The sequence below is a fragment of the Ruminococcus sp. genome, from assembly GCF_024684275.1.
The window spans coordinates 38,685-52,270 of record NZ_JAIKXF010000038.1; the positions used below are offsets into that span (position 1 = coordinate 38,685).

A 13,586-nucleotide genomic window follows, 5' to 3' on the forward strand; every position below is an offset into this window, starting at 1 on the left:
AAAAATGCAGAAAATCCCATGTTTTTTTTGCACCATTGTGCTTATAATACTTTTGCGGAGCTATTCCGCATTAAAAATCAGAGGTAAATGCTTATGAAAATAAACGCTTCCGCTGCGCTGATGACTGCGGCTGTCATGCCATGTACGGCAGTTTACGCTGCCGACAATACCAAGATAGGCTACGGTCAGGGTACGAATGTTGACGAAAACAACCGACCTGTAGACGCAGTGCAGTTCAACAGCCGATTCGGCGACCTTGATGCCTTCGCCCTGTCGGAGGACGATAAAAGAATAATCATCACCTTTGATCAGGGCTATGAAAACGGCTATACCGCTAAGATACTGGATACACTTAAAGAAAAGGACGTTCAGGCGATATTCTTTCTGACAGGTCCTTATGCACAGACGGAGCACGATCTGGTAAAGCGTATGATAGATGAGGGGCATATCCTCGGAAATCACGGCATGACTCACGCAAGTCTGCCGACGCTCTCCGATGAGGACGCAAAGAAAGAGATAATGTCGCTTCACGGCTATGTCAGGGACAATTACGGCTATGATATGCAGTACTTCCGCTGTCCATGCGGAGAGTACTCGGAAAGGGCTCTTGAAACCGTAAAAAACTGCGGCTACAAGACCTTATTCTGGAGCAGCGCCTATGTGGACTGGGATACGAATTCACAGCCTGCGCCTGCTGAGGGGCTTAAAAAGCTTGGCGATGCGGCACACGGCGGAGAGATACTGCTGCTCCACTCAGTCTCGGCAACAAATGCAGAGATACTGGGACAGCTTATTGACGACTTTCGTGCAAAGGGATTCACGGTATAAGAAAACGGGGACGTACTGCGTCCCCGTTGTTTTTGTTCTCAGGCAAGTCTGCCTCTGATGATTATAGTGCTTACGCCTGCCTGTGCCGTCCACTCACCTGTATCCTCGTTCTGAATAAACTGTGCAGCAGGAACGGTTATCTGACCGTCAAGGCTTGTGAATACTCCCGTATCAGGATCGTAGGCATAGTTTGTGCCAGAAGCCCATGCTTCGCCGTTGAACTCAGCAGTAAGCTCGCTGAGCGCAGGATCAAAGGTGTCGCTGAAAACAACATCAGCAGAAGCCTCAACAGGAACTGCGCCGAAATTCTGGATAACAAAGGTGTAGGTCACCTCGCCGTTTTCCTCTACAGCCGCAGGGCTGAGGGACTTGCTGATAGCAAGGTCAACTCCCTCGGCATAGGTGATAGTCTCAGAAGCTGTGATATCGCTGATACCGTCGCCGCTGACTGTAGCTGTATTCACTATCTCAGCATTTTCGCCGAGAGGTGCGAAGCTGTTTGTCTCAGCTGAATATACCAGCATAGCATTGCCGCCTGCGGGCACGTTGATACCCGTAACGGTAAGGGGCGAGACTGAGGTCACAGTGGGTGCTGCCTGCTGCACTCCGTTTACATAATAGGTCAGGGAGCCCTCATTGTAGGTCAGCGGTACGGCTGTGCCGCTTTCTCCGAAGCTGTATTCGCCGAGATTATCGGTGATGGTAAGGTCTCTGAAACAGGAAGAGCCTGTATTTACAAGGCTGATGATATAAACGACCTCGCTGTCTGCGGTGTAGGTGTCGGAAACCGCGCTCTTTGAAGCGGAAAGAACGTCGATTATCTCGCCTGCGGTTATATTAGAGCTTGTAACTGTGCCGTTATAGGACAGTGTAGCCTGATTGAAAAATGCTGCCATATAATTATCCTCCATATGGCGGAAGCTCCGCCGTACTAAGGGAGGGAAGTCTCCCTCCCTCATTTATATTATATGCTTTTGCAAGATTTTAGTGCTTATGCATCAGCTGTGAAGCTGATAAAACCATTCTGTCGATGTGTGCATCTCAAATTACATGGTATTTCTGTAAAAGAAGCCGCTGTTTGCAAAAAAAATAAAAAAATGCTAAAATAGTGTTACACTTCCTATCAGGGCTGCGTTACTATAAGTGAAGACGGATCCGATCTAAAAAACAGCAAAGGAGAATGCATATGACCGATAACGAGATACTGACGCTTATGCGAGAAGCTCCGCCGCAGGGACAGAAAGCACTTTTCGATAAATACTACAGATATGTTTACACTATTGTACAGAGGATACTCAGAGGCTTCGGAAGCCCCGACGACTTTGACGAATGTACCATAGATGTGTTTGCTTCGCTGATGATGAAGCTGAAGGGCATGGAGATAGGTTCCCTTAGCTCATATGTCGGAGCTGCGGCGCGCAATGCTGCTATAAGTATGCGCAGGAAGATTGCCTCAAAAACAGGACTGAATGTGTCCATTGATGATGAGAATATGGCTGAGATAGCCGAGGATACCGATGTGGAGACTGAGAATGAAAGGGCAGAGCTCTCAGAGCAGCTTCTCGGTTGTATATCTGACTTAGGCTCGCCTGATTCGGTCATTATCATTCAGAAGTATTACTACGGCAGGAACTCAAAGGAGATAGCAGAAATGCTGGGAATGAACGCGGCAAGCGTGAGAGTCCGCTGCGGACGGGCTATGAAGCGTTTGAAGAAGCTCCTTGAAGATAACGGCATCACCCTGTAAAGGAGGATAAATATGAACAGCAAAAAGAAGATAATAGATACATTGCAGACTGCGGACAAGGCTTCTGTTGAGAAGCTCATGGCTGAGGAAGCAAAAAAGAACGAGATATTCGCAAAGGCTGTTGAAAGAGCCGGAGGCAGTGCTGACGACGACTTTAGCGATACTGTAAGCGGTGTTGAGCATTACGACATAAAAATAAGCATGACGCGCATTGCTTCCATAGCGGCTGCGGCAGTTCTTGTCACAGGCGGAGTCCTCGGCGGCTTTAAGCTTATGAAGAACGACAGGCTCAACAACAACCATAACAGCAATGTTGAAAGCACCACCGATACCACTGAAGTTGAGAATACCACAAGGGAAGAAGTACCATATGAAATAACCAAGAATGCAATACAGCATATTATAGGCGATGATAGGCATTACCGTAAGTTCTCATGCGATTATGAAGTAAGAAGCAATGAGTATGATACCTCTAATAAGTCAGAGCCATATACCATAAAGGGCTCCTGTAAAATAGACAACGATTCTAATATAGGCTGGAACAGAAGTGAGAAGATCTTTGATAACGCAGACCACGAGCAGAATATCAATAACCTCGTCTATGAGTACTCTTTCAACGGATATAAAATATCCACAAATGAGACCTATGAGGGGGATATAAAGAATAAAAGGTATGATGTAGGCTTTGGTGCGGACACCAATTATATTAATCTTGATAAGCTTCCCATTATTTACAGTTCTCTGTGGTCTAAGCTCAAAGATACGAGCAAATGGGAAATAAAAGATGATAAGACAAAAAACGGCAGAAGGATAGTTACTGTTGAAGGTGAGGACGGTCACGACCTTGTGACCAATGGTCCAAGTGAATTCTTTACTGCTGATATTGACGCAGAGACAGGAGTTATTCTTTCTGAGATCACTACCAATGTCAGGGGTGAAGTCACATTTGAGATAAAGTATACAAATTACAAATTCGATGACGAAGCAGAAGCACCAATGTCTCCTGCTGAGTTCAAGCAGTTTGTCATTGACGGCGGTTATGAGAAGTACGCTCATTCTGCGTATGATCTGGAAGTCCTCGACGGCGTATCGCCTGCCACAACAACAGTTGTATACGAGCCTGTAAAAGAAATCGTAACCACCGAGGCTCACCCTGTTCCCGATGAGCTCACAGGAGAGTTCCTCCGCGAGAGAAGCCTTAACGCCACACATTACTATGATAAGTTCTCGGCGGATATTCATACTTTCCATGCAATTTACGGTCAGAATCTTGGCGACTGGGAAACAAACGGAACAGTAAAGATTGATAATACCGTTATGAACGGAGAAATGTATGAGGAGATGTATTCGGACGAAAGAGAGCCGTGGGACAGAACTTACAAGATATTCCTTAACAATATCTATGTTTATGTAAACCAGAATGATATTGCGGTACAAAATCAGCATGATGAAGGAAAGTATTGCAATATCGAAAGCGTTGATACACACTACAAGCGGTACAAGTCCAAGCCTGACAGACCTGTATTGAGCGGCTGTCTGAACTTCGTAGACTTTGAGATCAGTAAAGTAAGTAAAGATGGAATAGAGAATATAATAAATGAAACTCCGTGGACAGTAACAGGCAAAAGATATGAAAACGGCAGACGTATAGCAAGCGTAAGCTTCAGTTACGAACAGCTCCGTGAAGGAAAATATGAGCCAAGATATATCACAGCAGACATCGACACCGAAACAGGTTTATGGCTTGCTTATGAGATACGTACCGACCATGATTACTTTGGAGAGGGCTATCTGCTGGAGAGCTTCAAGGCGACAAATTACAAATTCAACGATGAAGCAGATGCTCCAATGACCTCAGATGAGGTATATAAGTATCTTGATGATAACGGATACGAATTAACACAAAGCTGTTATTAATGAGCATAAAGCGAAAGGCTTCCCGAAAGGGAAGCCTTTTTCATATATTATCATAGTCCAGACCGTACTGGTCGGCGTAGTAGCGGGCTTTTGCCTCGTTCGCCGCAAGGTACTCGCCGCCGTATTTGTAGCAGGCGACCTGAACCTCTGCCGCCTCCTTGTCGCCGCTTGAAGCGGCTCTGCCAAAATAATCGGCGGCTACAGCGAAATTCTTAGCTGTGCCCCAGCCGTTTGTATAGCAGTATCCCAGCGCCTTCTGTGCCGCAATATTACGCTGAGCTGCGGCAAGCTCGAACATATCCTTTGCCTCAACAGGATCCTTTGTGGTTCCCACGCCGTTGCACAGACACCAGCCATAGGAGTACTGACCGTTGGCGTCGCCCTGATCGGCGGACTCCTTGTACCACTTCACAGCTTCTGCCGCGTCCTTTGACACTCCCCAGCCGTTGAAAAAGCATTCGCCGTAGTTGTACTGCGCTCTCGGCAGACCGCCTTCAGCAGCCTTCCTGTAGCATTCAGCCGCCTTGAACTGGTCCTTTTCAGTGCCGCTGCCGTACATATAGCAGCCCCCGAGATTGTTCATGGCGTCAAGGTCGCCGTTTTCAGCTGCCTCTCGGAACATATTTGCGGCAGTTATTTTATCCTCGGGAACTCCCATACCCGACTGATAGCAGCAGGCGACGTTGTACGCAGCAGCGGCGTGACCGCGCTGTGCTGCCATTTTCAGCCAATATATAGCCTTTTCGTAGTCCTGCTCAATGCCTGTTCCGCGGAGATACATATTTCCAAGTGTGAACTGCGCCTCAGGATCGCCGTTCTGAGCTCTTTTCATAAGCCCGTTTGAGGTGCCTTCCTCTATGGGGATACCGTAGCGCTTTGAGTAGTATTCCGCGCGCCTGCGGTCGGCAGCAAGACCGTTTCCGCCTATGGTATAGCAGCGGATAAGGGCTTTCTGTGAATCATAGTCTCCCTGTTCGGCAGCCTGCTCATAGCGGTATGCGGCTTTGGCAAGATTCCTGTCAGTACCCTGTCCGAGATAGTAGCAGTCCGCTAATTTTTTCTGAGAGCTGCAGTCGCCGCGGTCAGAGGACTGGATATACCAGTGTATAGCCTTTGCGTAGTCCTGATTGACTCCGCGGCCGTAGAAGAAGCATTCGCCGAGGTTGAAGCAGGCGTCGTTGTCTCCGCTCTGAGCACGTCGGAAGAGGTCCTCGATGAGTGTAGAGCCGCTTACGAAGCTGGTGCTCTGAGCATCTGAGCTGTCATTCAGCAGCTCACCTGCCTGCCAGCCTAAAGCCGCAGCTATGCTGCGCGCGATCAGCTCTGCCTTTTCCTCGTTGAGATATTCGCAGATGTCGGTCATAGCGCGCTGTATGACCTCCTCTGAGCTCTTGCTGCCGCTTATAACGGCGGCGTTCTCGTTTATGAATATATCGCCTATGTTCTCGCTGAGAGCTACGAAGAACGCCTTGTTCTCCTTGCTGAGCTTAGGGGCAAAGTCAGAGAAAGCCGAGCAGAAGCGCTTGTGGTCGGTTAGGATATTTACGCCGAAGCGCTCTGTGACCTGTCTGACCGCATCAGTGGTCTCAGCGAAAAGTTTGCCGTCCATTAAAGATATTCCTCCATTAAAGTCTGGTATCGGTGTTGAATTTTGCCTTGATGATACGGGTGTTCAGCTGTGTGAGCAGCGAGCGCTCAAGTATCCTTTCGGCGTTGGTGAAGGTGCCTGCTTCAAGAGCGGCAAAGCCCTCTGAAACCAGCTCCTCGGCGTGTTCAAGGTCGTGCTCATGGTCAAAGGCGTAATAGGCAAGCACACGCTTTGCGTTGGGTAAATTGTCACTGTAAATAACATTTTCTATCTTCCGCAGCAGCAGGTCGGCATTTGCCTTGTCAGGCTCAATGTCAGAGAAATAGTATATGAGCCAGTAGTATTTCAAGCCGTCCTGTAAAATAAAATCCCGTTCACGGAGCCTTTCCAGCATCATATGTGAGGGCTGACGCATAGCCTCGGTATTGCCTGTTTCTGCGAGATAGCCCATATATACCATGTAGTACTGCTCCTCCTCGACAGGGGAGGGATTCTTGAAGCCAAGCTCACTGACAGGCTTTAGGTCAAGGGCAGAAAAGGTCTCGCCTTGTCGAAGTCTGTTTATGAGATGCTCAACATAGCCGCCTAATTTTTTCATGATGATAAGCTGAACATAAAGTGTTATCAGAACATATTTCACGCAGAAAAACAGCATTCCGCAGGCAAATCCCACTGCAAAGTATTCAGCGACAGTCTTTCCGCTTTTGAAAAAGAGTTCTCTGAATGCGAAACATACCGCTGTGGACGCTGATACGAGGGAAATACCCTCAATAATATTAAGAAATACCGAGCCCTTTTCGCTGAAGCTCTCAAACGGCTTTCGTGTGTCACGAAGCACATTGTGCTGTATCAGCGGTATTTTCTTAGTAAATGAAGCTTTCCACTTTCCCTCTTCCTCCAAAATGAATGAAAGCCCGAAAAATGACACCATTTTTACCCTTAATCTGAACAAGGGTGCGAAAATAAAGTCTGTAATGAGCAGCAATATATCCTTGACATACATTGCAGCAAGAAATGCTGTAAGAAATATGGATATTATGGTTTTTACTGACATAGCTTATCCCTTTTTACTGAAAGAGCTTATCCATATATGTGATCAGCTCTGATCTCATAACTGAGCTGTAGGAAAGATACCAGCGTCCGTCAAGCTCAACGAATGCGCAGCCGTTTCCCACGAAATCGTGTTCCTCATTGCCGTCTTTGTAGTATATGAGTCCGCAGTCTGAGCCTGCCGTAAATTCCGTGCTGAGAGTTTTGTTGAAGTCCTTCAGCTCATTCTCACCGTTAGGTCTGAGGCTGTCCTCAGCAAGTGAGGTAGTCCACTTTTCGGGCGGCACGTCTGACTTTTCTGACATTATCCTGCGGATATTGTCCATTGACTGCTTTATGGCATCAACGACAGCAGAGCGCTTGAAAACCACCTGAGGATTCTTGCCGTCAAGGAGATCGGTAGTGCCGATATAGGCATGATACGCCTCGATCTCGTCCTGACAGAACATATCATAAACTGCGTCGGCATTGTTGGTGAGGTATGCGTTATAGTAAGCTTTTGCAGCCTCAAAGCTGCTGCCGAAGCCTTTTTTAGGCTCAGCCTTTGTGGGCTCTGCGGGTTTTTCAGTGGTTTTTTCTGCGGCAGCAGTTGTAGTAGTAATTGTTGTTGTTACAGTTTCGTCAGCCTTTCCAGAGGCAGTTGTTACAGTCGTTGTAGTTGATGAGCTGTCTGCCGATGATGCTGTTTCGGAAGTGGCAACAGTCTCTGATGATGATTCGGTCTCTGGGGACGATGATACTGAGGAACCGGTCTTGCCTGAGCAGCTGAAAGCGGAGGCAGACAGTATGACAGCAGCTGCTGCCGCTGTAATGCGTGTTAAATTCATATTTATCTCCTTAGAATTTATATATGACTATTATAGCTCTAAATCGCAAAAACGTCAATAGGGGAGAGATGTGAATAGTGAGCAGCAGGAGAGGATACTATCTGCCCGAGCCATTAGCTTTTAGTTTTGTAGGGGCGCACATTGTGCGCCCGTGTACTACCATTCATGATCGTTTCGGGCAAACAGTGTTCGCTTCTGCTTAGCTCTTAGTTCTGCTAATAACTAAGAAAGGCGGACATAAAGTCCGCCTTTTATCAATAGTCCTTTTTCTTTCCGCAGACCTTGCAGGTCTTTGAGATAAGCTTGAAATCTCCGCCGCAATACAGACATTTTCCTGCGGTCTTGCGGCTCGCAACTACGGTCTCGTAGTAAGCAGGAAAATTAACTGCATTCTCGGCAAGGTTGCTCCACGATATGTTCAGAAGCTTCGGGCAGTCGGTAAAGCCGCCGCTTATCTTCTTTACAGAGGCAGGAAGACTGATCTGCTCAAGATTTGTACAGCCGCTGAAATCGCCGATCGCTGAAGCTCCTGACGGTACTGTAAAGGCTCTGAGCCCTGTGCAGCCGCGGAATCCGTCTACGCTGAGAACGCCTGTGGGTATCTCGATATTATGCAGAGATATGCAGTTCTGGAAAGCCGAGGCACATATGCTCTTTAAGCCCCTTGACAAGCTCACAGCTGAAAGAGCCGTACAGTTTGCAAAGGTACATTCCTCAATAATTGAAACTCCCTCGGGAATAATTACCTTTTCAAGCTTTTCGCAGCCTGAAAATGCATATTTTCCTATAATTGAAACGTGTTTGGGTATCTCTGCCGCTTCAAGGTTTTTACAGCCTGAGAAGGCAAATGCGCCTATCTCGCCTATACACTCGGGAAACTCGATAGATACAAGGCTTGTACAGTCAGCGAAAACACAGTCAGCGATACGCTGCATATGAGGCGGTATCACTACGTTTTTAAGGCTTGTACAGCCGCGGAATGCCCAGCCCTCTATATCCTTGAGGCCGTCGGGAAACTTTATATCTTCAAGTGCAGTACAGCCGCGGAACGCATATCCGCCGATGATCTCCACCTTGTCGTGAAGTATCACTCTCTTGAGAGCTGTATTGTTTTCAAAGGCGTTTTCTCCTATTTTACGCACCTCAGCAGGTGCAGCCACTTCTGCGGAGCTGCCCTTGTAGGCAATGAGGACTCCGTCCTTTACTTCAAAATCGGCGCTGTGCTTTTTGACAGCCTTGACCTTTTTCGCTACGTCCTTATGCTGTGCTTTATACCTGTTTATAGCCTTTATTACTACAAAAGGCGTGCTGCAGTGAGGACATACCCAAGCGTCCTTCTGATTATCGACCTCTACGGTCTTTTCGCAGCTCGTGCAGATAGCATTTACAATTGCCACATCCATACCCCCTGTTTCGTCATTTTATATTATCATTGTATCATTTAAGGCAGTGAAAGTCAATAAATACAGCGCAAAACTCACAGATTATACATAACGGAGTGCAATTATTTGTTGGAAATGCCAACCAAACAATTAACGTTTTGTTGCGCTTTGTAAACTATACTTGCATAAAGGTTGATGAGATGATATAATTATTGATGTGACAATTAAATCTTGAAGTTCAGCACCATATTGATTTTTAGCTGTTGAGCTGACACTAATTATTATATAATGAAAGAGGGATACACCATGAAGGTAAACGATAGGATACACGGCTTTGCCGTTACAAGGATAGCTCCTGCCCCATGCAGCGGCTCGGAACTCATAGAAATGCGCCATGAAAAAACAGGAGCACAGCTGATATGGCTGAAAAACGACGGTGAAAACAAGCTTTTCTCCATAGCTTTCAGAACTCCGCCAAGTGACGATACGGGAATATTCCATATACTTGAGCACTCTGTTCTCGGCGGATCGAAGAAATATCCCGTAAAGGAGCCATTTCTGGAGCTGATGAAGGGGACAATGAACACCTTCCTCAATGCAATGACCTATCCAGACAAGACGGTATTTCCTGTTTCAAGCCGAAACGATGCGGATTTCATGAACCTTACAAGGGTGTATCTTGATGCTGTATTTGATCCTGCTATCTACTATAATCCCAACATTTTCAGGCAGGAGGGCTGGCACATCGAAATGCGCAGTGAGTCCGACGAGCCTGTTTACAAGGGTGTGGTATTCAACGAGATGAAGGGTGCTCTTTCCTCGGTATACAGCCGAATTGAGACTGAGATAATGGGGGCTCTCTTTCCTGATACCTGTTATCGCTTTGAGTCGGGCGGACTTCCCGAGGCTATACCAGATCTCACAAATGAGCAGTTTATAGAGGGCCACCGCACCTACTATCACCCATCAAACGCCTACATATATCTGGACGGTCCTGTGGACATCGACGCTGTGCTGAAGCTTATGGACAGCGAGTACCTCAGCCGCTACGACAAGCACAGGGTGGACAGCGAGATCTCTCAGCAGAAAGCCATTGCGCCTACAGTTAAGAAGTGCTTTTACGAGATAACTCCTGACGAGGAAGAGACAGATCACACCTACCTTGTTATCGGAAAGGTGCTGGGCAGCTGGCAGGAACGTGAGAAGATAACTGCGGCTTCGGTGCTTGCGGAGGCTCTTACAGGCAGCAATGATGCTCCGCTGAAACGTGCTCTCCTTGATACGGGGCTCTGTCTTGACGTATCACTTGAGGTAAGCGACGGTATCTTACAGCCCTTCGGTTGTCTCTGCATAAATAATACAAACGAGGAAAGCTGCGGAAAGCTGAAAGAAAAAGTACGTGAGGCAGTTACAGAGCTTTTCAGCAGAGGCATAGACCGTCAGCTGCTGACAGCTGCGCTGAACCGTCTGGAATTCAGATTCCGCGCAGGCGGTGAGCCGAGAGGTCTTACACGCAATATCTCCGCACTTTCAGCATGGCTCTACGGCGGCGATCCGCTTCATTATCTGGAGCTCGGGGAGGTCTATGATTCGCTCCGCAGCAAGACAGACAGCGGATATTTTGAGGAGCTTCTGAAAGAATGGCTCCTTGATGACAGCGGCAGGGCGGAGCTCTATCTGCTGCCCTTACGAACCTACGGCGAGGAGCAGAAGGCTGCCGAGGCAAAGCGGCTTGCAGCTGTGGTTGACGGGCTCTCCTGCGAGGAACGCTCCGTTATTGTCGAGCAGAACAGACAGCTTGACGAATGGCAGCAGTCCGTGGATACCCCAGAGCAGCTTGCCGCAATGCCGCACCTTGCGCTTTCCGAGGTAAGTCCCGAGCCGCTGCGATTCGACACCGAGGAAACAAGGACAAAGGGCGTGACCGTCTTAAAGCATACCGCCCAGGATAAGGGCATTGCAGCTCTCAGCCTCTATTTCTCGCTTGCTGACTGCACCGAGACACAGCTCTCGGCAGCTGCGGCTGCGGCTGAGCTTTTCGGAGAGCTGCCTACAGAAAAGAGTACTGCTGCTGTCTTACAGCGCAGGATAACAGGACTTCTCGGCAGTATCAGCTACGGTGTCGATGTATTCTCAAAGTGCGGAGCTTCAGATAAGTGCAGCCCCTATTTCGCAGTAAAGGCGCGTTTCCTCGAAAAGAACACCGAAGAGGCACTTGCCCTTATCGCGGAGATACTCACCGAGACTGATTTCAGCGATATATCGGCAGTTACCGAGCTTCTCAAGCAGACCGACGAGAACTACAAGCAGAGCATTATCGCCAACGGTCATACCTACTCCATGGGACGTGTCCGCGCAGTTCTTTCTGCGGAGTCCGCAGTGAATGAGCTGGTATCGGGCTATGAGGGCTACAAGAGGCTTCATGAAGCCATAAAGTCTCCCGAAAAGCTTGTGAACGAAATAAAGGCTCTCAGCGGCAGAATGATCTGCACTGCAAGACTGACAGCAAGTGTTACAGGAACTGCGGATATATTGCCGCTTCTTGAAGCTCTTCCCACGGGAACTGCGGCTGAGCAGGACGATATGAGCTTCAAGCTGGATATTCCGGAAAAACAGGGCGTTATAATACCCGCAGGCGTTTCATACTCCGCAATGGCGTTTCCTGATACCGACGCAGATACAGCGGTGAGAAAGGTGCTTTACCGCGCATTGTCCCTTGAATACCTCTGGAACGAGGTGAGAGTAAAGGGCGGAGCCTACGGTACGGGAGCAGTTATTGCCCCTTGCGGTGAGCAGGCATTCTTCTCATACCGTGATCCGTCACCTGCGGCAACTATCGGCATATACAGGAAAGCAGCTGACTTCATCACTGATTACTGCGGCGGAGCTCCGGATATTACACAGTATATCATCAGCACTGTCGCAAAAGAAGAGCCCCTGATGTCCGACGGCAACAGGAGCGCAAAGGCTGACGGATTGTGGTTCAGAGGTATCACCGACGCAGAGCGCAGAGACGAGAAAAAGCGTATGCTCAGTGTTACGGCAGAGCAGCTGAGCAAGGCAGCAGAAACACTGAAAAGCTTCGGAAATCTGTGCGTAATGGGTACAGAAGCAGCAATGGAAGGACTTGGACTAAAAAAGGACAGCCTTGCATAAGTGAAATAGCCCGAAGGCATTGGTCGCCTTCGGGCTTTGCTTGTCATATGATGATACCGCTGAAATGGTCTATCTCATGCTGGATTATCTCCGCATCAAAATCGCGGAATATATCACGGCGGCGCTTGAACTTTCTGTCCATATACTCCACGGTGATTATGCGGTGACGGGTAACGGGACGGACACCGCTGAGCGACAGACAGCCCTCCTCGGTATCATAGGTCTCTTTAGACTTGTCTACTATTTTCGGGTTTATCATAACGACGTACTCGTCGCCGATAAGAGCTGCAAGAATGGTCTTGTGAACGCCTATCATGTTGGCAGCCATACCCACACAGTGCTCCTCGTTTGCTTTCAGGGTGTCAAGAAGGTCACGAGCCACCTGCATATCGGCTTTTGTGGCTGGTTCTGATTTAATACTGAGGACGGCTTCGTCCTTAACAATGTCTTTTACCATTATTTTTTCCTTTCAAACGAAAAACGGGACAGTTATGTCCCGTTATTTTTATTAAAGTCCAAGAAATTCCTTGAAATTGCCTGCCAGCAGCTTCTGATTTTCTTCCTCGGTAAAGCCAAGCTTCAGGAAACGCATAAACTCGTCCTCGTGGCTCCACATAGGGAAATCCGAGCCGAAAAAGCAGTTTTCGACACCGTATTTTCTAATGATATGTACGGCTCTTTCAGGAGAAAGGAATGCAAGAGAGCTGCTGAAATCGAATCTGACGTTTTCAAGTCCCGGCAGTATCTCCTCGGCTTCGCTCCACTGCTGATAGCCGCCCAGATGTGCCGCCATGAGCTGGAGCTTCGGGAAGTTATCGTGTATCCTCTTGATACGGTGAGGAGCCGAATAATCGTATCTTGCGTCGCCGCAGTGGATAAGCAGTGGGAGCTGTCCCTCTATCTGCTCATAGATCTTGAATGCCTCGGGAGAGTCAGCGTTGAACTTCTGAAAATCGGGGTGGAGCTTTACTCCGTGAAGCCCGAATCTTTTTATCTGCTCAATGTCGGCTTCAATATTTTCAGAATCCGCATGAGTGGTGCCGAAGCCGTAAAAGCATTCGTGCTGGTCGCATTTTTTTGCGATAAATGTA

At 48.1% G+C, this 13,586-nt stretch carries 11 protein-coding genes; 4 read left to right on the forward strand and 7 right to left on the reverse strand.

The features are described 5' to 3' along the window. Nucleotides 1-93: 93 nt before the first annotated feature. The gene (locus K5677_RS04220) at nucleotides 94-828 is read left to right on the forward strand and encodes a polysaccharide deacetylase family protein (RefSeq protein WP_296725048.1); all 735 of its coding nucleotides are present in this window, start codon (nucleotides 94-96) and stop codon (nucleotides 826-828) included. 38 nt (nucleotides 829-866) lie between these two features. On the opposite strand, the gene K5677_RS04225 is transcribed toward K5677_RS04220, so the two are convergent. After that, the gene (locus K5677_RS04225; protein ID WP_296725049.1) at nucleotides 867-1,724 is read right to left on the reverse strand and encodes a hypothetical protein; all 858 of its coding nucleotides are present in this window, start codon (nucleotides 1,722-1,724) and stop codon (nucleotides 867-869) included. A 290-nt stretch (nucleotides 1,725-2,014) separates the two neighbouring features. Between K5677_RS04225 and K5677_RS04230 the strand changes: the two genes are divergently transcribed. Further along, entirely contained in the window at nucleotides 2,015-2,575 is a 561-nt protein-coding gene (locus tag K5677_RS04230; protein ID WP_296725051.1) for a sigma-70 family RNA polymerase sigma factor, read from the forward strand. A gap of 12 nt (nucleotides 2,576-2,587) precedes the next feature. Next, complete coding sequence (locus K5677_RS04235; RefSeq protein WP_296725053.1) at nucleotides 2,588-4,492, forward strand: hypothetical protein; 1,905 nt, start codon at nucleotides 2,588-2,590, stop codon at nucleotides 4,490-4,492. Nucleotides 4,493-4,532: 40 nt separating this feature from the next. Here the strand turns inward: K5677_RS04235 and K5677_RS04240 are convergent, their stop codons facing one another. The 4 genes from K5677_RS04240 to K5677_RS04255 form a co-directional block, all read right to left on the reverse strand. Next, entirely contained in the window at nucleotides 4,533-6,101 is a 1,569-nt protein-coding gene (locus K5677_RS04240; RefSeq protein ID WP_296725055.1) for a tetratricopeptide repeat protein, read from the reverse strand. Between the two features lie 16 nt (nucleotides 6,102-6,117). Beyond that, nucleotides 6,118-7,134 carry a hypothetical protein gene (locus K5677_RS04245; protein WP_296725056.1) on the reverse strand — a complete coding sequence of 339 codons (1,017 nt, stop codon included), beginning with the start codon at nucleotides 7,132-7,134 and terminating at the stop codon, nucleotides 6,118-6,120. Between the two features lie 13 nt (nucleotides 7,135-7,147). Continuing rightward, nucleotides 7,148-7,957, reverse strand: a complete 810-nt coding sequence (locus K5677_RS04250; protein ID WP_296725058.1) for a hypothetical protein — start codon at nucleotides 7,955-7,957, stop codon at nucleotides 7,148-7,150. Between the two features lie 254 nt (nucleotides 7,958-8,211). Then, nucleotides 8,212-9,354: a leucine-rich repeat domain-containing protein gene (locus K5677_RS04255; protein WP_296725060.1), complete on the reverse strand. Its 1,143-nt coding sequence runs from the start codon at nucleotides 9,352-9,354 to the stop codon at nucleotides 8,212-8,214. 291 nt (nucleotides 9,355-9,645) lie between these two features. Between K5677_RS04255 and K5677_RS04260 the strand changes: the two genes are divergently transcribed. Further along, the gene (locus K5677_RS04260) at nucleotides 9,646-12,495 is read left to right on the forward strand and encodes an insulinase family protein (RefSeq protein ID WP_296725063.1); all 2,850 of its coding nucleotides are present in this window, start codon (nucleotides 9,646-9,648) and stop codon (nucleotides 12,493-12,495) included. Between the two features lie 43 nt (nucleotides 12,496-12,538). On the opposite strand, the gene K5677_RS04265 is transcribed toward K5677_RS04260, so the two are convergent. Together K5677_RS04265 and K5677_RS04270 are read right to left on the reverse strand one after the other, a co-directional pair. After that, nucleotides 12,539-12,952 carry a peptide deformylase gene (locus tag K5677_RS04265; protein WP_296725065.1) on the reverse strand — a complete coding sequence of 138 codons (414 nt, stop codon included), beginning with the start codon at nucleotides 12,950-12,952 and terminating at the stop codon, nucleotides 12,539-12,541. Between the two features lie 51 nt (nucleotides 12,953-13,003). Then, nucleotides 13,004-13,586 (reverse strand): amidohydrolase family protein (locus K5677_RS04270; protein ID WP_296725067.1); only part of this gene is annotated, 583 nt, incomplete at its 5' end.